This window comes from Streptomyces sp. SM18, from assembly GCF_002910775.2.
Classification (GTDB): Bacteria; Actinomycetota; Actinomycetes; order Streptomycetales; family Streptomycetaceae; genus Streptomyces; species Streptomyces halstedii.
In genome coordinates, this window is record NZ_CP029342.1 from 2,088,168 (window position 1) to 2,114,293 (window position 26,126).

At 71.3% G+C, this 26,126-nt stretch carries 24 protein-coding genes; 11 read left to right on the forward strand and 13 right to left on the reverse strand.

Annotated features, from left to right (window positions below; genetic code table 11):
* The first annotated feature begins 3 nt into the window (after positions 1-3).
* The 6 genes from B9S64_RS09360 to B9S64_RS09385 all read left to right on the forward strand — a co-directional run bounded on the left by B9S64_RS09360 (position 4) and on the right by B9S64_RS09385 (position 4,443).
* Positions 4-651: a hypothetical protein gene (locus tag B9S64_RS09360; RefSeq protein WP_103490066.1), complete on the forward strand. Its 648-nt coding sequence runs from the start codon at positions 4-6 to the stop codon at positions 649-651.
* 489 nt (positions 652-1,140) lie between these two features.
* Positions 1,141-1,434 carry a hypothetical protein gene (locus B9S64_RS09365; protein WP_103490065.1) on the forward strand — a complete coding sequence of 98 codons (294 nt, stop codon included), beginning with the start codon at positions 1,141-1,143 and terminating at the stop codon, positions 1,432-1,434.
* A 120-nt stretch (positions 1,435-1,554) separates the two neighbouring features.
* Entirely contained in the window at positions 1,555-2,349 is a 795-nt protein-coding gene (locus B9S64_RS09370; RefSeq protein WP_103490070.1) for an aminotransferase class IV, read from the forward strand.
* On the forward strand, positions 2,346-2,831 hold the full coding sequence (locus B9S64_RS09375; RefSeq protein WP_103490064.1) for a DUF5990 family protein: 486 nt from the start codon (positions 2,346-2,348) through the stop codon (positions 2,829-2,831). The genes B9S64_RS09370 and B9S64_RS09375 overlap by 4 nt, the downstream gene beginning before the upstream one ends.
* 334 nt (positions 2,832-3,165) lie before the next feature.
* A complete protein-coding gene (locus tag B9S64_RS09380; protein ID WP_109492018.1) occupies positions 3,166-3,786 on the forward strand; it encodes a hypothetical protein in 621 nt (206 codons plus the stop codon).
* Positions 3,787-3,810: 24 nt separating this feature from the next.
* The gene (locus tag B9S64_RS09385; protein WP_103490095.1) at positions 3,811-4,443 is read left to right on the forward strand and encodes a class F sortase; all 633 of its coding nucleotides are present in this window, start codon (positions 3,811-3,813) and stop codon (positions 4,441-4,443) included.
* 51 nt (positions 4,444-4,494) lie between these two features.
* Here the strand turns inward: B9S64_RS09385 and B9S64_RS09390 are convergent, their stop codons facing one another.
* The 8 genes from B9S64_RS09390 to B9S64_RS09425 all read right to left on the reverse strand — a co-directional run bounded on the left by B9S64_RS09390 (position 4,495) and on the right by B9S64_RS09425 (position 14,359).
* The gene (locus B9S64_RS09390; protein ID WP_103490096.1) at positions 4,495-5,286 is read right to left on the reverse strand and encodes a TSUP family transporter; all 792 of its coding nucleotides are present in this window, start codon (positions 5,284-5,286) and stop codon (positions 4,495-4,497) included.
* 187 nt (positions 5,287-5,473) lie between these two features.
* A complete protein-coding gene (locus B9S64_RS09395) occupies positions 5,474-5,890 on the reverse strand; it encodes a VOC family protein (protein ID WP_181012202.1) in 417 nt (138 codons plus the stop codon).
* Between the two features lie 199 nt (positions 5,891-6,089).
* The gene (locus B9S64_RS09400; protein WP_103490098.1) at positions 6,090-7,103 is read right to left on the reverse strand and encodes a helix-turn-helix transcriptional regulator; all 1,014 of its coding nucleotides are present in this window, start codon (positions 7,101-7,103) and stop codon (positions 6,090-6,092) included.
* 548 nt (positions 7,104-7,651) lie between these two features.
* Positions 7,652-10,363, reverse strand: coding sequence for a pyruvate, phosphate dikinase (gene ppdK, locus B9S64_RS09405; protein WP_103490099.1), 2,712 nt, complete (start codon positions 10,361-10,363; stop codon positions 7,652-7,654).
* Positions 10,364-10,936: 573 nt separating this feature from the next.
* Entirely contained in the window at positions 10,937-12,085 is a 1,149-nt protein-coding gene (dusB, locus tag B9S64_RS09410; protein WP_103490100.1) for a tRNA dihydrouridine synthase DusB, read from the reverse strand.
* Between the two features lie 183 nt (positions 12,086-12,268).
* Complete coding sequence (locus B9S64_RS09415) at positions 12,269-12,478, reverse strand: DUF6243 family protein (protein WP_103490101.1); 210 nt, start codon at positions 12,476-12,478, stop codon at positions 12,269-12,271.
* A 202-nt stretch (positions 12,479-12,680) separates the two neighbouring features.
* On the reverse strand, positions 12,681-12,881 hold the full coding sequence (locus tag B9S64_RS09420; protein ID WP_103490102.1) for a hypothetical protein: 201 nt from the start codon (positions 12,879-12,881) through the stop codon (positions 12,681-12,683).
* Between the two features lie 95 nt (positions 12,882-12,976).
* The gene (locus B9S64_RS09425; RefSeq protein ID WP_028439791.1) at positions 12,977-14,359 is read right to left on the reverse strand and encodes a glycine--tRNA ligase; all 1,383 of its coding nucleotides are present in this window, start codon (positions 14,357-14,359) and stop codon (positions 12,977-12,979) included.
* A gap of 217 nt (positions 14,360-14,576) precedes the next feature.
* On the opposite strand from B9S64_RS09425, the gene B9S64_RS09430 reads away from it, so the two are divergent.
* The 4 genes from B9S64_RS09430 (at position 14,577) to B9S64_RS09445 (ending at position 17,824) form a co-directional block, all read left to right on the forward strand.
* Positions 14,577-15,587, forward strand: coding sequence for a metal ABC transporter substrate-binding protein (locus B9S64_RS09430; protein WP_103490103.1), 1,011 nt, complete (start codon positions 14,577-14,579; stop codon positions 15,585-15,587).
* 40 nt (positions 15,588-15,627) lie between these two features.
* Positions 15,628-16,428: a metal ABC transporter ATP-binding protein gene (locus B9S64_RS09435; RefSeq protein ID WP_103490104.1), complete on the forward strand. Its 801-nt coding sequence runs from the start codon at positions 15,628-15,630 to the stop codon at positions 16,426-16,428.
* A gap of 2 nt (positions 16,429-16,430) precedes the next feature.
* Complete coding sequence (locus B9S64_RS09440) at positions 16,431-17,324, forward strand: metal ABC transporter permease (protein ID WP_103490105.1); 894 nt, start codon at positions 16,431-16,433, stop codon at positions 17,322-17,324.
* A gap of 65 nt (positions 17,325-17,389) precedes the next feature.
* Positions 17,390-17,824 (forward strand): Fur family transcriptional regulator, encoded by a 435-nt coding sequence (locus tag B9S64_RS09445; RefSeq protein ID WP_103490106.1) that lies wholly within the window; start codon positions 17,390-17,392, stop codon positions 17,822-17,824.
* 67 nt (positions 17,825-17,891) lie between these two features.
* Here the strand turns inward: B9S64_RS09445 and B9S64_RS09450 are convergent, their stop codons facing one another.
* From B9S64_RS09450 to leuA, 5 genes are all read right to left on the reverse strand, one after another.
* Positions 17,892-18,704, reverse strand: coding sequence for an isoprenyl transferase (locus B9S64_RS09450; RefSeq protein ID WP_103490107.1), 813 nt, complete (start codon positions 18,702-18,704; stop codon positions 17,892-17,894).
* Between the two features lie 21 nt (positions 18,705-18,725).
* Positions 18,726-19,472 (reverse strand): DNA repair protein RecO, encoded by a 747-nt coding sequence (gene recO, locus B9S64_RS09455; protein ID WP_028439786.1) that lies wholly within the window; start codon positions 19,470-19,472, stop codon positions 18,726-18,728.
* 77 nt (positions 19,473-19,549) lie between these two features.
* Positions 19,550-21,658, reverse strand: a complete 2,109-nt coding sequence (locus B9S64_RS09460) for an MMPL family transporter (protein WP_103490108.1) — start codon at positions 21,656-21,658, stop codon at positions 19,550-19,552.
* A 384-nt stretch (positions 21,659-22,042) separates the two neighbouring features.
* The gene (locus tag B9S64_RS09465; RefSeq protein ID WP_103490111.1) at positions 22,043-22,744 is read right to left on the reverse strand and encodes a TerB family tellurite resistance protein; all 702 of its coding nucleotides are present in this window, start codon (positions 22,742-22,744) and stop codon (positions 22,043-22,045) included.
* Between the two features lie 201 nt (positions 22,745-22,945).
* Positions 22,946-24,730 (reverse strand): 2-isopropylmalate synthase, encoded by a 1,785-nt coding sequence (gene leuA / locus B9S64_RS09470; RefSeq protein WP_103490109.1) that lies wholly within the window; start codon positions 24,728-24,730, stop codon positions 22,946-22,948.
* A 292-nt stretch (positions 24,731-25,022) separates the two neighbouring features.
* On the opposite strand from leuA, the gene B9S64_RS09475 reads away from it, so the two are divergent.
* Positions 25,023-26,099, forward strand: a complete 1,077-nt coding sequence (locus tag B9S64_RS09475; RefSeq protein WP_103490110.1) for a M4 family metallopeptidase — start codon at positions 25,023-25,025, stop codon at positions 26,097-26,099.
* Positions 26,100-26,126 lie beyond the last annotated feature (27 nt).

Here is a 26,126-nt window from a genome sequence, read left to right on the forward strand (position 1 = left end):
CCGGTGAACGTGAACGTGCGTACCGACACGTCGGCGGCGCCGACGAGCGACACCAGGCGGAAGAAGATCGTGTTCGCCGCTCTGGGCGCCCTGGTGGTCGCCGGAGCGGCGGTCGCCCTCTTCCTGCCGGACCAGAAGCCGGCCCTCTCCATACCCGACCGGGTGTGCGCGGAAGCCGTACCCAGTACCCACGTGAAGGCCCTGCTGCCCGAGAAGGGCGAGGCCTTCGAGGAGGAGCGAGCCTACAACTTCTTCACCGGCGCGACGCCGAAGGGCCTGGGCAAGTGCGAACTGTCCGGCGGGGGGAGGACGCTCGGGATCAGTTACAGCAGGATCCAGGAGCGTGAGTACGACCGCGAATGGGTGCGGGGGCTCGCGTCGAAGCCCGGCCACCACCCGATCACGTGGGGAGCGGCCGGGGGATTCGTCACTCGTAACAACGCCGCGCTGTTCGTCGACTGCCCGAACCCCAAGCGTATGAACCTCATGGAAGTCTCGGTGGGTATCGGAGGTGGCCCCGAAACCGAGGACCCGGCGATCATGGCGGAACTGTCCGCGCTGGCGGCCGACATCGCCCGCGCGGTCACCCGCGACATCGAACTGTGCAAAGGCGCCGAGGACCTCCCTGAGAACGACCCGACCCTCGACTGACCCCCTCAGGGGATCGTCACGAAGTACGGCGGCCGTCGCGGCCAAAACCGACCCGGAGAACGCCCGGAGCCAAGCCGATACCGCCGCCCGTCATGTCAAGGAGAGCTACGCCATGGGTCGCCAACGGGCAGGGATCTGACCAGACCGTGCGGAACAACGCGCCGTCCACGCCGACGAGCGGCACCAGACGGAAGAAGATCGTGTTCGCCGCTCTAGGCGCCCTGGTGGTCGCCGGAGCGGCGGTCGCCCTCTTCCTGCCGGACCGGAAACCGGCCCTGTCCATACCCGACCGGGTGTGCGCGGAAGCCGTACCCAGTACCCATGTGAAGGCCCTGCTGCCCGAGAAGGGCGAGCCGTTCGAGGAAGAACGTGCCGTCAACTTCACGCCGGACGTGTCCAGAGGACTGGGCATGTGTGACCTGTCCGGCGGCGGAAGAGTCTTCGAGATCAGGTACAGCAGGCTCCAGGACCCAATACAACCGGGAATGGGTGCGACGGGACGCGTCGAAGCCTGGCAACATCCCCCTCTCGCTCGGACCGGCCGGGGGGTACGTCGAGAGTCACAGCAGGGTCGAGCTTTTCGTGGACTGCCCGTACGCGAAGGGGCGTACGGATCTTCTGGAGGTGTCGGTCGGTATCGGAGGCGTCCCCGAGACCGTGGACACCACCAGGCAGGCGGCGCTCGCCGGGCTGGCGGCCGACGTCGCCCGGGTGATCGCCCGGCAGGTGGAACACTGCGAAGGCGCCGCCGACCTCCCCGACGGGGCTCCGGCCATCGGCTGACCCCCTCACACCACCACACCCGTAGCCGCAGCCCTCGCCCCTGCCCCGCCGCCGTTCCCCGGACGGCGGCGGAGGGCGGTCGTGGGAATCGGCCACGGCCGGCACCCCTACCGTGGCCCCATGACGACTCCCGCCTTCCCGCCGTACGTCGAGATGGACGGCCGCCCCGCGACCGCCGAGGATCTGCTGATCCCCGCCTTCGCCGGGTTCGGCCACTTCACCGCCCTCCAGGTCAGGGACCGGGCGGTACGCGGCCTCTCCCTCCACCTGGACCGGCTGGACGCGGCCAACCGCGAGCTGTTCGGTGTCTCTCTGGACCGGGACCGGGTGCGCGCGCTGATCGGGCACGCGCTCGACGGCGCGGGCGTACGGGACGCGTCGGTCCGGGTGCACGGGTACGCGCCGCCGGACCGCCCGGAGACCGCCGTGATGGTGACGGTGGGCGAACCGGCCCGGCCCTCTCCGGGACCATGGGCCCTGATGTCCGTCCCGTACGCGCGCGCGGTGGCGCCGGTGAAGCGGCCCGGCGAGTTCGGGCAGACGTACTACCGGCTGCGTGCCCTGCGGGCGGGCTTCGATGAGGCGCTGCTGACGGCCACGGGCGGTGTGGTGACCGAAGGGGCGACGACCAACGTCGGTTTCTGGGACGGCACTTCGGTGGTCTGGCCGGATGCTCCCGCGCTGACCGGGGTCACCATGGCGCTGCTGGAGGACGGCCTGGCGCGTACCGGCCGGGTGAGCGTGCGGCGGCCGGTGACGCTGGAGGAGCTGGGCGCGTACCGGGCGGTGTTCGTCTGTAGTTCGCGGGGCGTCGTGCCCGTCCACCGGATCGACGACCGGGCCTTCGCGGTGGACGAGGCGCTGATGAGGGACCTGGACCGGACGTACGGGGACGCGCCTCGGACGGAGGTGTGACCGTGCCGGACCATGGCGCCCTGCGGATCCGTATCGAGGCGACGGAACTCCCGGGCCTCCGCTGCTCTCCCGGCCCCGGCTCCCCCGCGTACGACTCCGTCCACGTCGGCGTGCAGCGCAAGGACCGGCCCGGGGAGCTGTACGGCCTGCACCCGGGCGACGCCCCGTCCGCCGTCTGGACCCTGGACTGCGCGGTCGTGGTCGCCGAGGACGGCGTCGAGGTGTCGGGGCCGTACGTCCAGGACCGGCTGGGCGGCCGCTTCGTCTATCTGTCCTGGGGGACGGTGGACGCGACAGGCCTCTTCAGCATGTTCCGGCGCGCCAAGCTGATGCTGGCGGACGTCGGCCCGGAGGTCCTCGCCGCCGCCGCCCGCACCGGCCGTCTCACCGCCCGGCTGCGGCTGAGCGACGAGGCGGGGCATCCGCGGTGCGGCCGGGTGCGCCCACCGGACATCGTGTGGTCGGCCACGGGCGGAGCATGACTTCGCCCCCACCGGCCCGGGGGGGGTGAGCCGGTGAGGGCGATCGCCGTGGGGCGGCGGGGGGATGCCGTCCCGTGGGGGGTGTCTACCGTGTTCCCGTCCCACGTCCCGCCACACATGTGAGGTACATCACATTGAGTGGTGGGTTCGTCACCCGATCGGCACCTCCCTGGTCGGACGGCCTCCACGAGGGCCGCGACCTGCGAAGGATCATGACTTAAGGCTCGTCCCCCAGGGCCGTTCGGGTGAAAGCTGACCGCCCGTCAACATGCGGCGGACCCCCGGCGCCCGTTGTCTCGGAGGCAGGACCCATCCGTCTGCCCGGAGGACTTCCATGCGCAGCCCCGCCCGCCTCGTGACCGGTACCGCCGCCGCGGCCCTCGCCGCCGCCGCGCTCGGCCTCACCACCGCGCCCTCCGCGTACGCGGACGGACTCGGCAGGGGGCCGGCGCTCACCGCGGCGACGGCCGCACCGGACGCCGGGGAGTGCCTGGACTCCTTCACGGCCGAGGACGCCGAGGCCTTCTGCGACGACGGGGAGGCGCTGGACGAGGAGGCCGCCGCCGAACTGGCCGCCGGATCGTCCGCCTGGTCCGGTACGGGCGACGAGGGCGACTCCCCCACGGGGACGAACCCGGGAACGAACGGCGGGGCGGACGCGGGGACGGACACCGGGACGAGTCCGGGAGCGAAGCCCGGGACCCGTCCCCCGCCGGTGCCCCCGCCGGGCACCGACCCCGGACCGGGCCGGCCGCCCACGGAGCCGCCGATGACCCGGCCCGCGCCCACCACCCCCACCGACCGGCCCTCCGGCCATGTCAGGACGGGGGTCGGCGGGAGCGCCGCCCCCGACAGTGCCCAGCTCGCGGTGGGCGGCGGCCTCCTCGGCGCGGCCGCCGTCGGCGGTGTGTGGCTCGTGCGCCGGAGCCGCGCGGACGGCACGCGGGGCGCCTGAGCGGCCGGCCGGCGAGGACGGGACATGGACCGTGGAACGCTCGGCGCCAAGGCCTGGACGGCGGGGGTCGTCGCGCTGTGCGGGCTCTGGCTGGTCCAGAGTGGTGCGGCGGACCGGACGGCCGCGCCCCAGCCGTCCGCCGCGCAGGCCTTCGAGGCGGACCCGGGGCCCCGCGCCGGTTCCGCGGTGGCCGTACCCCTGCGGGCCGCCGAGCCCGTTCGTATCCGCATCCCGCGCATCGAGGTGGACGCGCCCCTGACCCGGCTCGGCCTGGGCGCGGACGGCAGCCTCGACGTACCACCGGCCCGGGACCCCAACCTCGCGGGCTGGTACGGGGGCGGCACCCCGCCCGGTGCGAAGGGCACCGCGATCGTCGCCGGACACGTCGACAACGCCGAGGGGCCCGCGGTCTTCTACGCCCTGGGTTCCCTGAAGAAGGGGGCGGCGGTCGAGATCGACCGCACGGACGGCCGCACAGCCGTCTTCACGGTCGACGCGGTGGAGGTGTACGCCAACGACGCCTTCCCCGACGAACGGGTCTACGGCCCCTCTCCGGACGCCTCCCTGCGCCTGATCACCTGCGGCGGCGGCTACACGGACGAGACGGGCTACCTGGGCAACGTGGTGGCGTACGCCCACCTCACCGGGGTGCGGTGACCTCCGAGGCCCCGGGGGACGGTGACCTCCGAGGCCCCGGGGCGGGAGCGGTCAGGCCGTCCACTGGTCGAAGCCGAGCTTGGCGACCAGCGAGAACACCACGACGAGCAGGACCCCACGGACGAAGTCGGTGCCCCGGCTGAGCGCCATCCGCGCGCCGAGCATGCCGCCCGCCAGGTTGAACACGGCCATCAGCGCGGCCAGCTGCCACAGCACGGTGCCCTGGTAGGCGAACATCGCCAGCGCACCGCCGTTGGTGCAGACGTTCACGATCTTGGCGGTGGCCGAGGCCGTGACCAGATCGAGGTGGAGCACCGCTGTCAGGGCCAGCACGAGGAAGGTGCCCGTGCCCGGCCCGAACAGCCCGTCGTAGAAGCCGATGCCGCCGCCGACCAGCACGATCGCGGTGACCAGCCGGGCCCGGGTGACCGGGCGCCGTGACCCGTCGCCCGCCGCCGCCGTACCGAAGGACGGCCGCGCCAGTACGAAGGCCGCGACCGCCAGCAGGACCACCATGATCACCGGGCGGAGGACGTCACTGCTGATACCGGCCGCGAAGAAGGCACCGGTCATCGACCCGGCCAGGGCCGTCAGCCCGATCCGCACGGCGGTGCCCACCTGGACCGGCGCCTTGCGCACATAGGTGACGGCGGCGCCCGTGGTGCCGACGATGGCGACCGCCTTGTTGGTGCCGAGCACATGGGCGGCCGGGGTGTGCGGCAGACCGAGCAGCAGGGCGGGCAGCAGGAGCAGCCCGCCGCCGCCCACCACCGCGTCGATCCAGCCCGCGACGGCTGCGGCCAGGCACAGGAGGACGAGGGTGGTCAGCGATATGTCGGGCACGGGGTGACCCTAGGCAGGAGACAGGTGGCCCGTCCAACCAGTTGGTCGCGGGGCCCGCGGGGGCCGGACGACGGCGAGGCCGGTGTGCCCGCGGGACGGCCCTCGTGATCGGCGCGGGCCGTCCGTCCCCCGGCCGTGCCCGGACGGCGGTGGGGCGGTGCCGCTCACCCCGCCGCCGTCCCGGTCCTCAGGCCTGTCCGCCGTTCGCGGCGGCCTCCGGGTCCATCCACACGACCTCCCAGATGTGGTGGTCCGGGTCCTGGAACGAACGGCCGTACATGAAGCCCATGTCGATCGGGTCGTTGGCCGGGGAGCCGCCGGAGGCGAGCGCGGCGTCGGCCAGCTCGTCGACCCGGGCGCGGCTCTCCGCGCTCAGGGCGACGAGGACCTCGGTGGTCTTCCCCGCGTCGGCGATCTCCTTCTTGGTGAACTCCTTGAAGCGCGGCTCGGTGATGAGCATGGCGAAGATGGTGTCGCTGATGACCAGACAGGCCGTCGTCTCGTCGCTGAAGTGCGGGTTGAAGCCGAAGCCGAGCTTTCCGAAGAAGCCCTTCGACACCTCCAGGTCCTTGACCGGCAGGTTCACGAAGATCATCTGTGGCATGGTCATGGTTCCATTCTTCCGTCCTGGCACGTCATGTGCTCCTCGGCGCCGCGTTCCGGCGCTGTCGGGAGGTAGACGGTCGCGCCCGGCGGAACTCATCGGTCTCGCGGGAACACATGTACGAACGGGGCGCCGCCCGGTACGGCCACCACGCTGTGGCCTCCGGACGCCCCGGCCCACGCCCGCTCCGGATCCCGTATCAGGACAGGGCGAGCGGCGCCCCGCCCCTCAGCAGCGAGGCGCCGAGCGGGGTGAGCGTGTGCAGGACCGAGCTGCCGTGCCGCAGGCTCATGACGAGTCCGGCCTCACGCAGGACGCAGGCGTGCTGGCTGGCCGAGGCCAGTGACACCCCGGTCCTGAGGGCGAGTTCGCTCGTCGTACAGCCGTGGCCCACGGCCTGGAGGACCGCCGAGCGGGTGTGGCCCACCAGCCGGCCGAGCCAGGGCCCGGCCTCGGCGAAGGCCGGGGCCGCCGGGTGGGTGACCGGGTAGACGAGGACCGGCGGCAGGGCCGGGTCGCGGTAGACCACCGGGGTGCCGCGGCAGAAGAACGACGGCTGGAGCAGCAGTCCGCGCCCGTCCAGCCGTAGCTCACGGTCGACCGGGTAGTCCGCCTCCAGCACGGGCGGGCGCCAGCGGATCATGGACGGCAGGGTCGCCAGCAGCTCCTCGGCCCCGCCGTCCAGCAGGGCCCGCCCCCGGAACGCCCGGTCCGCCTCCACGCTGGCCCTGATGTGCGCCCAGTACGGCTCCACGGCGGCCCGGTGGTAGCCGCGCAGGGTGCCGATGAGCCGGCCGAGCGGCTCGGTGCGCCCCTCCGCGAGCGCCTCCAGCAGGGCGGTGGCCGGCCGCGCTTCCCCCGGGTGCCGCTGGCGCGGGGCGTGCCGGGCCAGCAGCCCCAGTTCCCCGCGGAAACGGTCCTCCGGGGTGTCGCGGAGCGCCTCCATTCCCGCGTCGAGGCCGAACGGCTCCGTACCTTCCCGAGAAGGCGTCAGAAAGTCCGGGAAATAGCCGCGAGGTGGCACGACGGAGGACAGCAGACGTGCTTCACCATTCAACCGGGCCCGGGATTCCGTCCGCCATTTCCCGAAGACCGTGGAACCCCGCCGGTCCCGCAGCCGGTGGAAACTGAGAATGGTTTCCCACATTGCGTCCGGCCTGGTGGCCATCCGGACCCTGGAAAGGTCCACCCCGGACATATGGATACGCAGCACCGAACCCCCACTGTTGCAACCGCAATCTCCCCCATCAAAGGGTATGCATATCGTCACAGGAGGTCACCACGGGGTTTCGGCCAGAGTTGAAACGTCTCGCCCACGCCGTCGCCACCCGAAAAGCTGTACGGCGTCGGGTGCGATTCCGGCGTCACCGAAAGAGCGAGTGAGGGCCGTGGGGGGCTTCGCCCGTTCGGCGGAGGTGACGGCGGAGCGGCTCCGTACCCGATGGGGGTGAGAGGGCCGGGCAGTACTGCCCGGTCCTCCCGGCCGGGTGCGGTCCATGGGTGGGGATCCATGGACCGCACCCTGGTCCGCCGGGCACCGGATTTGCTCGCCCAATGGTGAAAAGACGTAACGGCGCCGAATGGTTCGGTATTCACATGACGAAGCGGCGGCATCCCCGCATGACGAAGCGGCGGCACCCCCGCACAGGGCGCCGCCGCTTCCGGATTTCCGGGTCCGCCGCCGGCCCGGCGAGGGTGGGGACGGCCGGTCGGCGGACCCGGAATGAGGGCGGCCGGGTCACCGGCCGCCGGACGGGACGCTCAGCGGCTGTCGCTGCCCTTCGACACGGCGGCGGCCCGGCCCGCTTCCAGCCGGGCGACCGGGATACGGAACGGCGAGCAGGAGACGTAGTCGAGGCCCGCCTCGTGGAAGAAGTGCACCGACTCCGGGTCGCCGCCGTGCTCGCCGCAGACGCCGAGCTTCAGGTCGGGGCGGGTGGCCCGGCCGGCCGCCACGGCACTGCGCACGAGCGAGCCGACGCCGTCCCTGTCGATGGTCTCGAAGGGCGACACCCCGAAGATCCCCTTCTCCAGGTACGCGGTGAAGAACGAGGCCTCCACGTCGTCGCGGGAGAAACCCCACACGGTCTGGGTGAGGTCGTTCGTGCCGAAGGAGAAGAACTGCGCGGCCTCGGCGATCTGACCAGCCGTCAGCGCGGCCCGGGGCAGCTCGATCATCGTGCCGATGGTCAGCCTCAGGTCGGTACCCGTGGCGGCCTCGACCTCGGCGACGACCCGGTCGGCCTCCTCGCGGACGATCTCCAGCTCCTGGACGGTGCCGACGAGCGGGATCATGATCTCGGCGCGCGGGTCGCCCTTGGCCTTCTTCCGGTGCGCGGCGGCCTCCGCGATCGCCCGGACCTGCATGGCGAACAGCCCCGGGATGACCAGGCCGAGACGGACGCCGCGCAGGCCCAGCATCGGGTTCTGCTCGTGCAGCTTGTGCACGGCCTGGAGCAGGCGCAGGTCGTTCTCGTTGGCGTCCTTGCGGGACTCCGCGAGCGCGACGCGCACGGAGAGCTCCGTGATGTCGGGCAGGAACTCGTGCAGCGGCGGGTCGAGCAGCCGTACGGTCACGGGCAGCCCGTCCATCGACTCGAACAGCTCGACGAAGTCGGCCTTCTGGAGGGGCAGCAGGGTGTCCAGCGCGGCCTCGCGCTCGGCGTCGGTGTCGGCGAGGATCAGCTTCTCGACCATCGTCCGGCGCTCGCCGAGGAACATGTGCTCGGTGCGGCACAGCCCGATGCCCTGGGCGCCGAAGCGGCGGGCCCGCAGGGCGTCCTCGGCGTTGTCCGCGTTGGCCCGCACCCGCAGCCGGCGCATCCGGTCCGCGTACGCCATGATCCGGTGCACGGCGGCGACCAGCTCGTCGGCGTCGTCGGCGCCCGCGTGCATGCGGCCTTCGAAGTACTCGACGACCGGGGACGGCACGACGGGGACCTCACCGAGGTACACCTTGCCGGTGGAGCCGTCCACGGAGACCAGGTCGCCCTCCTCCACCACGGTGTCACCGACCGCCAGCCGGCGGCGCTTGGTGTCCACCTCGATCTCCTCGGCGCCGCAGACACAGGTCTTGCCCATGCCGCGGGCGACGACGGCGGCGTGCGAGGTCTTGCCGCCCCGCGAGGTGAGGATGCCCTCGGCGGCGATCATGCCGTCCAGGTCGTCGGGGTTGGTCTCACGGCGGATCAGGATGACCTTCTCGCCGGACCGCGACCACTTGACGGCGGTGTACGAGTCGAAGACGGCCTTGCCGACGGCCGCGCCCGGGGACGCCGCGATGCCACGGCCCAGCAGCACCGTGGTGGCCTCGTCGTCGAAGCGGGGGAACATCAGCTGCGCGAGCTGGGCGCCGTTGACCCGCTGGAGCGCCTCGGCCTCGTCGATCAGGCCCTGGTCGACGAGCTGGGTGGCGATCCGGAAGGCGGCACCGGCGGTGCGCTTGCCGACGCGGGTCTGGAGCATCCAGAGGTGACCGCGCTCGATGGTGAACTCGATGTCGCAGAGATCCTTGTAGTGGGTCTCCAGCGTCTCCATGATCTTCAGCAGCTGGTCGTAGGAGTTCTTGTCGATCGACTCCAGCTCCGCCAGCGGCACGGTGTTGCGGATGCCGGCCACGACGTCCTCGCCCTGGGCGTTCTGGAGGTAGTCGCCGTAGACGCCCTGGTGGCCGCTGGCCGGGTCGCGGGTGAAGGCGACGCCCGTACCGGAGTCGGGGCCGAGGTTGCCGAAGACCATCGAGCAGACGTTGACGGCCGTGCCGAGGTCGCCCGGGATGCGCTCCTGGCGGCGGTAGAGCTTGGCCCGGTCGGTGTGCCACGAGTCGAAGACCGCCTTTATGGCCAGGTCCATCTGTTCGCGGGGGTCCTGCGGGAAGTCCCGGCCGGCGTCGCGGGCGACGATCTTCTTGAACTGCTTGACCAGCTTCTTCAGGTCGGCCGCGTCCAGGTCCACGTCGACGGTGACGCCCTTGGCGTCCTTCGCCGCCTCCAGCGCCTCCTCGAAGAGGTCGCCCGCGACACCCAGGACGGTCTTGCCGAACATCTGGATGAGACGGCGGTAGGAGTCCCAGGCGAAGCGCTCGTCGCCGGACTGGGTGGCGAGCCCGGCCACCGAGGCGTCGGACAGGCCGATGTTGAGGACCGTGTCCATCATGCCGGGCATCGAGAACTTGGCGCCGGAGCGCACCGAGACCAGCAGCGGGTCGTCGGCCTGGCCGAGCTTCTTGCCCATCCGCTGTTCCAGCGCGGCGAGGTGCGCACTCACCTCACCGCGCAGTGCGGCCGGCTCGTCGCCGCTGTCGAGGTAGACCTTGCACGCCTCGGTGGTGATGGTGAAGCCGGGAGGGACCGGCAGTCCGAGATTGGTCATCTCGGCGAGGTTGGCGCCCTTGCCGCCCAGGAGGTCCTTCAGATCCTTGTTGCCCTCGGTGAAGTCGTAGACGAACTTCTGAGGATCTTTGTTTTCCGACACGGGTCTCGACTCCTCGAGGACGCGGTGGCTGCCCTGACGGCGAGGAACATACCCAGATCGAAGGTGCCTGGGTACGCCCACGTGCGCGTCATGGGGGCCTGACCACCCGTCCGCCAGCAGATCGAAAGTGACGGGCCGATTCGGGCCGGCCCGGGCCCTCGTTCACCTCTCGAAGTCATCACCACGGAGCGTGGCGAGATCTCGCCCATCCACCCACGGGCGGTAGCGGATGCGTCGATCGATCAAAGTACGGGTGACTGGCACCCAGTGCCGTCATTTGAGAAATGCAGCAACCAAATGAGCGCTCATCTGAGCCTTCACCCACTCAAGGGTGGCGAGAATCACTCTCCGGTGCACGCTCAGATGTCACCATACGGACGCCCGCGTCACCCACACCGGTCACGCTCCGGTACGCATCCCGTGCCGGTGGGTGACGTTTCCCCCTCGGGCGGCACCCCGGAGGGGCCGGGCCTCCGCGCATCGCGGCGCCGCGCGTCCGGAGCGCACACAAAAACCCGCTCATCTGAGCGGGCTCTGGTGGCGGGCACTGCGTGCCTCTCGCTGGTGGGCCGTTCAGCCGCCCGAGGTGTCCAGCTCGGCCTCGGCGCCGACGCCCGCGCAGTCGTACGGGTCCTTCAGCCAGCCGTCCGGGAGCGCCACCCGGTTGTTGCCCGAGGTGCGTCCGCGCGGGCCGTCGGCGCCGTCCGGCCACGGCTGGTCCAGGTCCAGTTCGCGCAACTGGGCGCCGAGCTCCTCCAGCGACGAGGTGACCGCGAGGTTCCGGCGCATCTGCGAGCCGACCGCGAAGCCCTTGAGGTACCAGGCCACGTGCTTGCGGAAGTCGATCACGCCCCTGCTCTCGTCACCGATCCACTCCCCCAGCAGCGTGGCGTGGCGCAGCATCACGTCCGCGACCTCCCGCAGGGTCGGTGCCCGCCGCTCCCCGGTGCCCTCGAAGGCGCTGACCAGGTCGCCGAAGATCCAGGGCCGGCCGAGGCAGCCCCGGCCGACGACCACGCCGTCGCAGCCGGTCTCCCGCATCATCCGCAGCGCGTCGTCGGCGCTCCAGATGTCGCCGTTGCCGAGGACGGGGATCTCCGGGACGTGCTCCTTGAGGCGTGCGATGGCCTCCCAGTCGGCGGTGCCGCCGTAGTGCTGGGCGGTGGTCCTGCCGTGCAGCGCGACGGCCTTCACGCCTTCCTCGACGGCGATGCGCCCGGCGTCCAGGTAGGTGAGGTGGTCGTCGTCGATGCCCTTGCGCATCTTGATGGTGACCGGGAGGTCGCCCGCGCCCGCCACGGCCTCCTTGAGGATCGCCCGGAACAGCGGCCGCTTGTACGGGAGCGCGGAGCCGCCGCCCTTGCGGGTGACCTTGGGGACGGGGCAGCCGAAGTTCAGGTCGATGTGGTCGGCGAGGTCCTCCTCGACGATCATCCGGACGGCCTTGCCCACGGTGACCGGGTCCACTCCGTACAGCTGGATGGAGCGGGGGGTCTCGCTCGCGTCGAAGTGGATCAGCTGCATGGTCTTCTCGTTGCGCTCGACCAGGGCCCGCGTGGTGATCATCTCGCTGACGAACAGCCCCTTGCCGCCGGAGAACTCCCGGCACAGGGTGCGGAACGGGGCGTTGGTGATGCCGGCCATCGGAGCCAGCACCACCGGCGGCAGCACCGTGTGCGGGCCGATGCGGAGCGGTGCGGGGGCGGGGGCGAACGTGGTCATCCCCCCATTGTCGCGTACCCCGCGAAGATCTCTCCCGCCGCCCGGGAAGCCGACTGGGAAGCCGACCGCGAAGCCGCCCCGGGAAGCCAGGGAAGCCGACCGCGCGCCCCGGACACGGGCACGGGCCCGGACCGTGGAGGTGGTCCGGGCCCGCGGGGCCGGCGTCGGCCGCCGGCCGGTGGGTCAGCTCTGCGGCGCGTCCTGCTCCGACGCGTCGTCGGTGGCCTCGGCGGCCCCGGCGCGCTCACGCATCTTGCGCAGCAGCTCCTGCTTCTGGTCGGCCGACGCCTTGCGGTCGGCGTTGCGTGCGGGGCCGTTGCCCTGCTGGTCGGCGCGGGACAGCTTCTTGCGCTGTCCTCCGACGCCGAGGAGGTTGTTGCGGCTCTTGGCCACGGCGTTCTCCCATTCGTGGTGCGACGTGAGGTCGGAAGTGATCGGGGGTCCGGTGGACCGGTTCGACGGCCGGCGGGCCCTGTCCGGTCCGGGCCCGCCGTGCGCTCACTCGTAGATCTGGAAGAACGAGGACATGCCGAAAAGGTACCCCGTAAACGGGGGCGTCCTCACCCGTATTTCCGGTGCGGGAGGGCCACCGCGCTCAGGCGGTCGGGTCGATCGTCGCCCGGTGGGCCTCGGCGAGGTGCTCCTGGGCCTTCAGCCAGGGGAGGAACTGCGCCCCCTGGCGCCAGTCGCAGGTGTCGCAGGCCAGCTCCCGCCGCGGCCCCGACTTCGTGACGTGGACGACGTGTTCGCGTCCGTCCTCGTCCCGCCTGCTGACCTTGCTCGTGGTGGACGCCATCGGAGCCTCCTGTGAACGGGGGTGTGCCCGGCGGTGTGCGCGAAGCCCCCGGCCGCGGTCGCGGCCGGGGGCTTCGTCACCACGGGGGTGCGGCGTCAGCAGCCCAGCAGACGGGAGCCGAGGTAGCTCTGGATCTGGTCCAGGGAGACCCGCTCCTGCTTCATGGTGTCGCGCTCGCGCACGGTCACCGCGTTGTCGTCGAGGGTGTCGAAGTCGACGGTGACGCAGAACGGGGTGCCGATCTCGTCCTGGCGGCGGTAGCGGCGGCCGATGGCGCCCGCGTCGTCGAACTCGATGTTCCAGTTCTGCCGCAGGTCGGCCGCCAGGCCCTTGGCCTTCGGGGAGAGCTGCGGGTTGCGGGACAGCGGCAGCACGGCGACCTTGACCGGCGCCAGGCGCGGGTCGAGGCGCATCACGGCGCGCTTCTCCATGACGCCCTTGGCGTTGGGGGCCTCGTCCTCGCTGTAGGCGTCGAGGAGGAAGGCCAGCATCGCGCGGCCGACACCGGCCGCCGGCTCGATGACGTACGGGGTGTAGCGCTCGCCCTTCTCCTGGTCGAAGTAGGAGAGGTCCGTGCCGGAGGCCTTGGAGTGCGCCGTGAGGTCGTAGTCGGTGCGGTTGGCGACACCCTCCAGCTCGCCCCACTCGCTGCCGCCGAAGCGGAAGCGGTACTCGATGTCGGCGGTGCGCTTGGAGTAGTGGGAGAGCTTCTCCTGCGGGTGCTCGAACCAGCGCATGTTCTCCTCGCGCATGCCGAGACCGGTGTACCAGCCCCAGCGCTGCTGCATCCAGTACTCCTGCCACTCCTCGTCCTCGCCCGGCTTGACGAAGAACTCCATCTCCATCTGCTCGAACTCGCGGGTGCGGAAGATGAAGTTGCCCGGAGTGATCTCGTTCCGGAAGGACTTGCCCATCTGCGCGATGCCGAACGGCGGCTTCTTGCGCGAAGTCTGCTGCACCTGGCCGAAGTTGGTGAAGATGCCCTGGGCGGTCTCCGGGCGCAGGTAGGCGACGGAGCCGGAGTCCTGGGTCGGGCCGAGGTGGGTGGACAGCAGGCCGGAGAACTGCTTGGGCTCGGTGAACGTACCCTTGTTGCCGCAGTTGGGGCAGTTGAGGTCGGCCAGGCCGTTCGCGGGCAGCTTGCCGTGCTTCTCCTCGTACGCCTCCTCCAGGTGGTCGGCGCGGTAGCGCTTGTGGCAGGAGGTGCACTCGGTGAGCGGGTCCGAGAACGTGGCGACGTGGCCGGAGGCGACCCAGACCTCGGGGGCCAGGATGACCGACGAGTCGAGACCGACCACGTCCTCGCGGGAGGTGACCATGTAGCGCCACCACTGGCGCTTGAGGTTCTCCTTCAGCTCAACACCCAGCGGTCCGTAGTCCCAGGCGGCCTTCTGACCACCGTAGATCTCACTGCAGGGGTAGACGAAGCCACGGCGCTTGCTCAGGCTGACGATGGTGTCGATCTTGTCGGCGGCCACGGTGCTCTCTTCATTACGACGGCGGAACTGACAGGGACGGCGCGCGGCGCCTCGGTGGGGGTGGTACTCGGGAGACGGGCGGGCGAATGACCCAGATTAGCGGCGGGCGCACCCCTTCGATCAAATCGGTGGGGGCTCCGGAGGCTTGGGAACCGGGATCCAGTCATTTCATCAGCCTTGTTGACAATCGTTTCCACTTTTGTTGAAAATGGATGTCATGAACGTACGCCGCCTCATACCCGCCACCGCCGTCGCCGGAGCAGCAGTCCTCGGCCTCACGACGCTCTCCGCCTGTTCCTCGTCCGACGCGGCCGACGGGAGGAGCGACGGCACCCTGGACGTCGTTGCGTCCTTCTATCCGATGCAGTTCCTCGCCGAGGAGATCGGCGGATCCCATGTGTCCGTCACCTCGCTGACCAAGCCGGGCGTCGAGCCGCACGACCTGGAGCTCTCCCCGAAGCAGATCGGCTCGCTGAGCGACGCCGACTACATCCTCTACCTCAAGGGCATCCAGCCCGCCGTCGACGACGCGGTGGGCCAGGCCGGGGTGAAGAACACCGTGGACGCGGCCTCCCTCACCACGCTGGAGGACCACGGCACCGAGGTCGACGGACACGACCACGGGGACGAGCACGCCGACGACCACGACCACGAGGCCGACGACCACGACGCCGAGGACGGCGACGACCACGGCCACGAGCACGTGGGCGCCGACCCGCACATCTGGCTGGACCCGGTGAAGTACGCCGAGGTCGCCAAGGGCGTCGGCACCTCCCTGGAGAAGGCCGACCCCGACCACGCCGCCGACTACCGCGAGAACACCGCGAAGCTGGTCGACGAGCTGAACGCGCTGGACACGGCCTACAAGACCGGGCTGAAGGACACCGCGACCAAGACCTTCATCACCACGCACTCCGCCTTCGGCTACCTCGCCGAGCGCTACGGCCTCACCCAGGAGGGCATCGCCGGCATCGACCCCGAGGCCGAGCCCAGCCCGGCCCGGATCAGCGAGATCCACCAGGTCGCGGAGAAGAACAAGGCCACCACCGTGTTCTTCGAGACCCTCGCCAGCGACAAGACCGCCTCCACCCTGGCCAAGGACCTCGGCCTCAAGACGGACGTCCTGGACCCGCTGGAGGGAATTACCGACAAGTCCAAGGGCGCTGACTACCTGGAGGTCATGAAGTCCAACCTGGCCGCGCTGCAGAAGGCACTCGGCGCGAAGTGACCCCGGTCCCACCACCCACCCCGCAGCATCGGAGGCGCTCATGACCGAGCCCGCTACGTCCCCACCCATGAGCGGCACGCGCCCGGAGCCCGTGATCAGCATGCGCTCGGGGACGGCGACGCTCGGTGCGCGCCCCGTGCTGCGGGGCGTCGACCTGACCGTCCACCGGGGTGAGGTGGTGGCCCTGCTCGGGGCCAACGGTTCCGGCAAGTCCACCGCCGTGCGCTCCGTCATAGGCCAGGTGCCGCTCACCGGCGGCACCGTGGAACTGTTCGGCACCCCGCTGCGCCGCTTCCGCCGGTGGGCCCGCGTCGGCTACGTACCGCAGCGCACCACGGCCTCCGGCGGTGTCCCCGCCACGGTCCACGAGGTGGTGTCCTCCGGGCGGCTCTCCCGTACGCGGCTGCGCCCGCCGGGCAAGGCGGACCGGGCGGCCGTCGACCGGGCCATCGCGCTGGTCGGCCTCGGCGACCGGGCCAGGGACTCCGTGGACGCCCTCTCCGGCGGTCAGCACCAGCGCGTGCTGATCGCCCGCGCGCTGGCCGCCGAACCCGAACTGCTGATCATGGACGAACCGATGGCCGGCGTCGACCTGGCCAGTCAGGAGATCCTGGCCACGACGCTGCGCGAGCAGGTCGCCGCCGGGACGACCGTCCTGCTCGTCCTGCACGAGCTCGGCCCGCTGGAGCCGCTGATCGACCGTGCGGTCGTGCTGCGGGACGGCTGCGTCACCCACGACGGGCCGCCGCCCGAGGCCGTCGGCCAGCACGCGCTGCCCGGCCACGACCACGTACACCCCCACGCGGCCTCGGAGCCCGTCCGGACGGGACTGTTGACCTGATCATGGAATTCCTCTCACCCCCCTTCATGCAGCGGGCCCTGATCGCGGCCGTGCTGGTCGGGATCACCGCGCCCGCCATCGGCATCTACCTGGTCCAGCGCCGGCAGGCCCTGATGGGCGACGGCATCGGCCACATCGCGATGACCGGTGTCGGCCTCGGCTTCCTGATGTCCACCAACCCCGTCTGGATGGCCACCCTGGTGGCCGTGGCGGGCTCGGTCGTGATGGAGCTGATCCGCTGGTACGGACGCACGCGCGGCGACATCGCCCTGGCCATGCTCTTCTACGGCGGTATGGCGGGCGGGGTGATGCTGATCAACCTCTCCGACACCGGGTCCAACGCCAACCTCACGTCGTACCTCTTCGGCTCGCTCTCGACGGTCTCCGAGGAGGACGTCACCACCATCGCCGTCCTGGCCGCCTTCGTGATCCTCGTCACGGTCGGGCTGCGGCGACAGCTGTTCGCCGTCAGCCAGGACGAGGAGTTCGCCCGCGTCACCGGGCTGCCGGTGCGCGCGCTCAACCTGCTGGTCGCCGTGACGGCGGCGGTCACGGTCACCGTGGCGATGCGCGTCGTCGGCCTGCTGCTGGTCAGCGCGCTGATGGTGGTCCCCGTCGCCGCCGCCCAGCAGATCGCGCGGTCCTTCAAGGTGACGTTCGCGCTGTCCGTCGTCCTCGGCACCGCCGTGACCCTGGCCGGCACCGTGACCTCGTACTACCAGGACGTACCGCCCGGCGCGACCATCGTGCTGCTGGCCATCGCCGCGTTCGTGGCCCTGACCGCGCTCGCCACGCCGCTGGCCCGCAGGAAGGCCCGCTCCCGCGCACCCGAACCGGCGGAGTGCACCCTGGAGGTACCGGCGGCCCGCCCGGGATCGGAGGACACACGGGTATGACCGTACGGAGAGGCCGGGCTGGCACAATGGCCCGACATACGTACGGGCGACATGAGGAGGCAGCTGTGGCGACGGCGCCGATCAGTGGCACGAACGCGGCTCCGGTACGCGGCCGCTCGACCCGGCAGCGGGCGGCGGTCGCGGCGGCACTCGACGAGGTGGACGAGTTCCGCAGCGCCCAGGATCTCCATGACGTGCTCAAGCACCGCGGGGACTCCGTGGGCCTGACCACCGTCTACCGCACCCTGCAGTCCCTCGCCGACGCGGGTGAGGTGGACGTCCTGCGCACCACGGACGGCGAGGCGGTCTACCGCCGCTGTTCCACCGGGGAGCACCACCACCACCTGGTGTGCCGGATCTGCGGCAAGGCGGTGGAGGTCGAGGGCCCCGCCGTGGAGCAGTGGGCGGAGACCATCGCCTCCCAGCACGGCTACGTGGACGTGGCCCACACCGTGGAGATCTTCGGCACCTGCGCGGAGTGCGCGGCCGCCGGGAAGTGACGGACACGGCCGAGGGCGCCCCCGGGATCTTCCCCGGGGGCGCCCTTCTTCGGTGCCGTGCGGCCCGTCAGGCGGAGGCGATCTCCTCCGCACCGCCGAAACGCCGGTCGCGCTGGGCGAACTCCAGGCAGGCGCGCCACAGGTCGCGGCGGTCGAAGTCCGGCCACAGGACGTCCTGGAAGACCATCTCGGCGTAGGCGCTCTGCCAGATCAGGTAGTTGGACGTGCGCTGCTCACCACTGGGGCGTACGAAGAGGTCCACGTCCGGCATGTCCGGGTAGTAGATGTACTTCGCGAACGTCTTCTCGTTGACCTTGGACGGGTCGAGCTTGCCCGCCGCGACGTCCCGGGCGATGCGCTGGGCGGCGTCGGCGATCTCGGCCCGGCCGCCGTAGTTGACGCAGAAGTACAGCGTCATCTTGTCGTTGTCCTCGGTCTGTTCCTGGGCGACCTGGAGTTCCTGGACGACCGACTTCCACAGCTTGGGCATGCGGCCGACCCAGCGGATACGGATGCCCAGCTCGTCCATCTCGTCGCGCCGGCGGCGGATGACGTCCCGGTTGAAGTTCATCAGGAACTTCACCTCGTCCGGCGAGCGCTTCCAGTTCTCGGTGGAGAAGGCGTACAACGAGAGGTTCTTGACGCCCATCTCGATGCACCCCTTGAGGACGTCCATGACGACGCCCTCGCCGACCTTGTGCCCCTCGGTGCGCGGCAGACCGCGCTCCTTGGCCCAGCGGCCGTTGCCGTCCATCACGATGGCGACGTGCTTGGGCACCAGTTCACCGGGGATCCTCGGCGGGACGGCGCCGGAGGGGTGCGGCTCGGGGGTCTTGTACTCACGCTTGTTACGGCCGCCGAGCATCCCGCGTACTGCCATGGGCTTCTTCGTCTCCCTGTGTCACTTCTCTACGTACCGCAGCGAGCGCAGGCCGCGCTCCAGATGCCAGTGCAGATAGGCGGACACCAGCCCGCTCCCCTCCCTGACATGACGCGCCTCGGACGCGTCCGCCGTCTCCCAGTCACCGGTGAGCAGCGCGCTCAGCAGTTCGACGGCCTCCGCCGAGGGTACGACGCTGCCGGCCACCCGGCAGTCGCCGCACACCACCCCGCCCGAGGCGACGGAGAAGAACCGGTTCGGTCCGGGCATTCCGCACCGGGCGCAGTCGTCGAAGCTGGGGGCGTAGCCGTTGACCGCGAGGGAGCGCAGCAGGAACGCGTCGAGGATGAGGCCCGGCGCGTGCTCGGCGCGTGCCAGGGTGCGCAGCCCGCCGACGAGCAGCAGGTACTGCTGGACGGCGGGCTCGCCCTCGTGGTCGGTGAAGCGCTCGGCGGTCTCCAGCATCGCGGTGCCGGCCGTGTACCGGCCGTAGTCGGTGACGATGCCGCCGCCGTACGGGGCGATGGTCTCGCTCTGCGTGCACAGCGGCAGACCGCGTCCGATCAGCTCGCTGCCACGGGCGAAGAACTGCACGTCCACGTGGGAGAAGGGTTCGAGCCGCGCCCCGAACTTGGACTTGGTGCGGCGCACCCCGCGCGCGACGGCGCGCACCCGGCCGTGGCCCCGGGTCAGGATCGTGATGATCCGGTCGGCCTCGCCCAGCTTCTGCGTACGCAGCACGACGCCGTCGTCCCGGAACAAGCTCATGGGCCCATTGTCGCGTACCGGGACGGCGGCCTGCCCGCGCGGCCGTCAGCGGGTCACCGCCGGCCGCGCGGTCGCCGTCAGCGGCGCGCCAGGAGTTCCGCGCCGTCCTCCCGCGCGCGGTCCTCGTCCTGGGGGCGGCGGCTGAGCGCCCCCGGCCACCAGATCCGGCGTCCCAGGGCGACACTGGCCGAGGTCACCAGGTACGTGCGGACCAGGAAGGTGTCCAGGAGCACACCGACGGCGACCACGAAGCCCAGTTCCAGCAGATTCGTCATCGGCATGTTCATCAGGACGGAGAAGGTCGCCGCGAGCACCAGTCCGGCCGAGGCGATGACACCGCCGGTGGTGCGCAGCGCGGTCAGTGCCGCGTCCGTGGGCCCCGCCCCGGCCAGGGTCTCCTCCCGCACCCGGTGCATCAGGAAGATGCCGTAGTCGACCCCGAGCGCCACCAGGAAGACGAAGGACAGCAGGGGCAGCCCGGGGTCGGTGCCCTTCGCGCCGAGGACCGGTTCGAGGACGAGGCCCGCGATCCCGAGCGAGGCCGCCCAGACCGCGACGACGGCGGCCACGAGCAGCAGCGGGGCGACGAGGCTGCGCAGCAGCACGATCAGGATCAGCAGGACCGCGACCACGACCAGCGGGACGACGGCCCTCAGATCGCGGCTGTTGGTCTTCTCCAGGTCCATCTGCTGGGCGGTGGGTCCGCCGACGTGGCTGCCGTCGAGCCCGTCGCGCAGGGCCTGGACGGTGGCCCGCTCCCCCGCCGACTCGGGCAGGTCCTGGGCGGTGACGGCGAGTTCGGTCCAGCCGCCGCCGTCGCGGACCCGCTCGGCACCGGCGACGCCCCGGATGCCGCGTACCTCGGCCAGTGTCTCGTCGGCCCGCCCGGTGGGGGTGATCACCGTGACCGGCTGGCTGGAGCGCTCGGGATAGGCGGTGGCGAGTGTCTCCATGGCCACGATCGACTCCGGCCTGCTGGTGAAGGAGTCCTCCAGCTTGAGCTCTCCGGGCAGGCTGAACATCCCCAGGGCCAGGGCGCCCAGCGCGACACCCCCGGTGACCAGCACGGCCACCGGCCTGCGCCCGGCGACACCGCCCATGGCGGCGAAGACCGAGCGGCGCTCGCGGGGCTCCTGCCCGTACGCGGGCACCAGCGGCCAGAAGACGCGGCGGCCGAGGAGGACGAGGACCGCCGGCAGCAGGGTGGTCATCGCGAGGAGGGCGCTCAGCACGCCGACGGCGGCGATGGGCCCCATGCCCCGGCTGCTGTTGAGGTCCGCGGCGAGCAGGCACAGCAGACCGGCGGCGACGGTACCGGAGGAGGCGACGACGGCCGGCCCGCAGCCGCGTAGCGCGGCGGTCATCGCGTCCAGGGGCAGGGCGCGGCGGGTCAGTTCCTCGCGGTAGCGGGCGACGAGCAGCAGGGCGTAGTCGGTCCCCGCGCCGAAGACCAGGATGGTCATCACCGCCGCGCTCTGGCTGCTGACGGTGGTGCCGAAGCCCTGGTGGAGCCCGTAGACCACCGCCATGGACAGCAGGTCGGCGAGGCCCGCGACGACCAGGGGCACCAGCCACAGGAACGGGCTGCGGTAGATCAGGATCAGCAGGATCGCGACGACGGCGACCGTGGTGTAGAGCAGCGGGCCGTCCAGGGAGCCGTACACCTCCATGGAGTCGGTGTTCATCGCTCCCGGTCCGCCGACCCGCACCTGGAGCCCGCCGCCCCCGCCCACGCTGTCCCGTACGTCCTTGACGAACGCGGTCCTGGCCTCGTCGTCCTGGCCCGGTCCGGTCGTGGAGAGCGGGTACATCACGGTCGTGCCGTCCTTGGACCCGATGCCCTCGGGCCGGGCGGACAGCGGGTGCTCGCGGGCGATCGCGGCCACCCGCTCGTCGGCCGTGGCCCGGTCGGCGGCGGTCAGCCCGCCGTCCCGGTGGTAGACGATGACGAGGTCGGTGGACTCGCCGCCGGGCAGGGTGTCCTGGATCTTCGCGACCTGGGTGGAGTCCGCGTTCGTCGGCAGGTAGTCCACGGCGCGGTCACTCTGTACGTCCCCGAGCTTGCCCGCGAACGGCGCGGCGACCGCGAGCAGCACGACCCAGAGGGCCACGACCAGCCAGGGCAGTCCTCGCCGCGCCCCCGCCCTCCGTAACCGCGTACCGCTCACGTCTGTTTCGGCCCCCATGACGTGGGCCCTCCCCTCCTGGACGATGGCTTTCCGTCCAGACTTCCGTCCGGCGAGGGCCCGTTCGTCCGGCGCGGGGGTGACATCACCGCTACTTCGAGGGGCGGTACGGCGCGTGGACTACTCCCGGGGGAGTAAGGCCGGGGAGTAGGCGCGGGGAGTCCGCGGGGGCAGCCCGTGCGGCGCACACGGCGCCTGTGAGGCCGTACGGGCGGCCGACGGTCCCGGGGGGCCGAGGGGGCCGCTCCCGGCGGTGTACGGGCCGCCTGGGCGCGTACAGGCGGTCCACGCGGGCGTACGCGCGGCGGGGACCCCGACGACGCGGGGCGGCGGGCCGCCGGCGGTTCGGGCGCCGGACTCCGCCCGCGACGGCGTACGCCCCGTCTACGACGGTGTACGGGCCGCTTCCAGAAGCTTCGCGGTGTCCGCGGGGCAGAGCTGGAGCGCGCTGCCCACGGTGGTCAGCACCTCCCGCTCGGCCTGGCTGTACGGTCCGTCGGCGAGCGCGATCCGGGCGCCCTGGAGCAGGACCGTCTCCCGCCCCGGCACGGCCAGGTGCGGGGCCAGCGGCTTCAGCACCTCGTGCAGCTCGATGGCGAGGGCCGCGCCGCAGGCCTCGGCGGCCGGGTCGCCGCCGCCGTCCTGCCCGGCGTCCGCCGCCAGCACCTCCACGATGGTGAACAACTGCTCCTGGGTGCAGTCGTCCAGCCCGGCGTCCCGGACGGTGGCCGCCGCGGTCTCCAGGACCGTACGGGAGGTGGTGCCGCCGGCCGTGAGCACGGCGAGCGTGACGGTGTGCACGGCCTCCCGCAGCATGGCGGAGAAGCGGGTCGTGGTGGGCCGGTCGAGGACGTCGGTCGGGAAGTGCCCGCGGCAGGCGGCGCATTCCACGACGGGCCCCGCGCTGCCGCGCGGCAGGAGGGGCAGACCGAGCACGGTGAAGCGGTGACGGCCGGTGAGGTGCCGGTAGTTGCGGTCGCCCCCGCAGCCCGGACAGAAGAACTCGCCGTCCCCCACGGTGTCCCAGACGGTACGGACGCCGCACATGCGCTGTCTTATGGCGCGTTGTCCTTTGGCTGGCCGCACGTCGCACACCTCCGTAACGCTCCGGCAACATTGCCGTGTTGGACGTGATGTTAGCCACATGGGCGAGGTGGCGTCAGTAGCCCGGCTGTCACAAAGCCCGGAGATGGCCGAACCCCGCCCACCCTGAACGGGCGGACGGGGCTCGGGAACGGTCGTCCGGGACCCGTGCGCGGCACGGGTTCCGGGCGCCGGACGGGCGGGTCAGCGGGTCGCGCGGTTGACCGCGGAGACGACCGCCTTGAGCGAGGCCCGGGTGGTGTTGGCGTCGATTCCCACGCCCCACAGCACCTTGCCGTCGATGGCGCACTCGATGTAGGAGGCCGCCTGGGCGCTCGCGCCCTCGCTCATCGTGTGCTCGGTGTAGTCCAGCAGGCGTACGTCGATGCCGATGGCCTGGAGCGCCTGGAAGAAGGCGGAGATCGGACCGTTGCCCGTGCCGGTCAGCACGGTGTCCGTGCCGTCGACGGTGGCCTCGACGGTGATCGTGTCCTGGCCGTCGGAGCCGGTCGTGGACTGGCCGGAACGGATCTGCACGCGGCCCCAGGCGTTGTCCGGGTTGGGCAGGTACTCGTCCTCGAAGACGGACCAGATCTGGGTGGGGGTGACCTCGCCGCCCTCCGCGTCCGTCTTGGCCTGGATGATCTTCGAGAACTCGATCTGCATCCGGCGGGGCAGGTCCAGCTTGTGGTCGTTCTTCAGGACGTAGGCGATCCCGCCCTTGCCCGACTGCGAGTTGACCCGGATGACGGCCTCGTAGGACCGGCCGACGTCCTTCGGGTCGATCGGCAGGTAGGGCACCGCCCACTCGATGTCGTCGACGGTCCTGCCCTGGGCGGCCGCGTCGGCCTCCATGGCGTCGAAGCCCTTCTTGATGGCGTCCTGGTGGGAGCCGGAGAAGGCGGTGTAGACCAGGTCGCCCGCGTAGGGGTGGCGCGGGTGGACCTCCATCTGGTTGCAGTACTCGCTGGTGCGGCGGATCTCGTCGATCTGCGAGAAGTCGATCTGGGGGTCGACGCCCTGGGAGAAGAGGTTCATGCCCAGGGTGACCAGGTCCACGTTGCCGGTGCGCTCGCCCTGGCCGAACAGGCAGCCCTCGACGCGGTCGGCGCCGGCCATCACGGCCAGCTCGGCGGCGGCGACGGCGGTGCCGCGGTCGTTGTGCGGGTGGACCGACAGGCAGACGTGCGCGCGGCGGGTCAGGTTGCGCGCCATCCACTCGAACCGGTCCGCGTGCGTGGACGGCGTCGAACGCTCCACGGTGGCGGGCAGGTTGAGGATGATCTCGCGGCCCTCCTCGGGCTGCCAGACGTCGCAGACCGCCTCGCAGACCTCCAGGGCGAAGTCCAGCTCGGTGTCGGTGAAGATCTCCGGGCTGTACTGGTAGCCGAAGATCGTCTCGTCGCCCAGGATCTTGTCGGCGTACTCCATGACCAGCCGGGTGCCGTCCACCGCGATCTGCTTGACCTCCTCCTTGGTGCCGCGGAAGACCACGCGGCGGAAGGTGGGGGCGGTGGCGTTGTACAGGTGGACGGTGGCCCGACGGGCGCCCACCAGCGATTCCACGGTCCGCTCGATCAGTTCCTCGCGGGCCTGGGTCAGGACGGAGATCGTCACGTCCTCGGGGATCGCGCCCTCTTCGATGATGGAGCGCACGAACGCGAAGTCGGTCTCGCCGGAGGACGGGAAGCCGACCTCGATCTCCTTGAAGCCCATGCGGACGAGCAGGTCGAACATCTCGCGCTTGCGGGCGGGGGACATCGGGTCGATCAGCGCCTGGTTGCCGTCGCGCAGGTCGGTGGAGAGCCAGCGGGGCGCCTTGGTGACGCGGTTGTCCGGCCACGTGCGGTCGGCGATGTCCACGGCCTCGTAGCCGCGGTACTTGTGGACCGGCATGCCGGACGACTTCTGCAGGTGCGTGGCGGTGGTGACCGGGGTGGGTCCGCCCACGGGTGCGACGGCGTTCACGGCGGAGGGGTCGGCAGTCATGGCGTAGGGCTCCTTGGAGGTCCAGCGGGGTGGCCGGCTGTGTCGCCGCAGGGGCGAACTCCGCGGGGAGGGAGCCGGCCTACGACTACAGGCCCTCGCCGCGGCAGCTAAGGAGAAGCAGCCCGAAACGCATGATGCGGCCACATTAACGGAGACCCTCCGGACACGTCGGCCCGTATCAGTATGCGGGATCATGCCCGCGCGGGGGAGAAAACAGTGACTCATCACTCTATTTCGTCAATCACCGTCGCAACCAGTGACAGTTCGGTGACGGAGTGCCACAGTCGTATCCATGCAGCCTCGACCGAACCACGGGCTCCGGCCCGTCTTCTGCACCATCGTCCCGCCCCACCTCCTCGACAAGCTGTCCCAGGCCGACGATCCCGTGCTGGCCGCTCCCGCCCGCCGCACCCTGGAGGCCGACGGCGCCCGCCGCCACCAGCGGCAGGTGACCGCGCTGGCCTTCGCACCCCACCCGCCCCGTACCGCGGACCCGGTCCCGACCAAGCCGCGCCGCACCCTGTACGACTGCCGCCACGGCACGGACCTTCCCGGCCACAAGGTCCGCGCCGAGGGGGACGAACCCACCCAGGACGCCAGCGTCAACCGCGCGTACGCCGGGCTCGGCGCCACGTTCGACCTGCTGCTCTCGGAGTACGGCCGCAGTTCGATCGACGGCAAGGGCCTCCCGCTCATCGGCTCCGTGCACTACGACGAGAAGTACAACAACGCGTTCTTCGACGGCGAGCAGATGGTCTTCGGGGACGGCGACGGCGAGATCTTCCTGGACTTCACCCTCGCCATCGACGTGATCGCCCACGAGCTCACCCACGGGCTGACCCAGTACACGGCGAACCTGGCCTACCAGGGGCAGTCGGGCGCGCTCAACGAGTCGGTGTCGGACGTCTTCGGCTCCCTGGTCAAGCAGTACTCGCTCGGCCACAGCGCCGAACAGGCCGACTGGCTGATCGGGGCCGACATCCTGGCCCCCCGGGTCAGCGGGGACGCCCTGCGCTCGATGAAGGCCCCGGGCACGGCGTACGACGACGACGTGCTCGGCAAGGACCCGCAGCCCGCCTCGATGGACGACTACGTCGAGACCCGGGACGACAACGGCGGGGTGCACATCAACTCCGGCATCCCCAACCGCGCGTTCTACCTGCTCGCCACCGCGCTCGGGGGCAACGCCTGGGAGCGGGCCGGGCAGATCTGGTTCGACGTGCTGACCGGCGGCGAGCTCACCCAGAGGGCCGGCTTCGCGGCCTTCGCCCGGCTGACCGTCGCGGCGGCGCGCAGCAGGTTCGGCGAGGGCGACGAGGCGGAGGCGGTGCTGAAGGCCTGGTCGGAGGTGGGCGTGGCGATGAGATGAGGGGGTAGGTCAGGGGCGGGGAGCGTC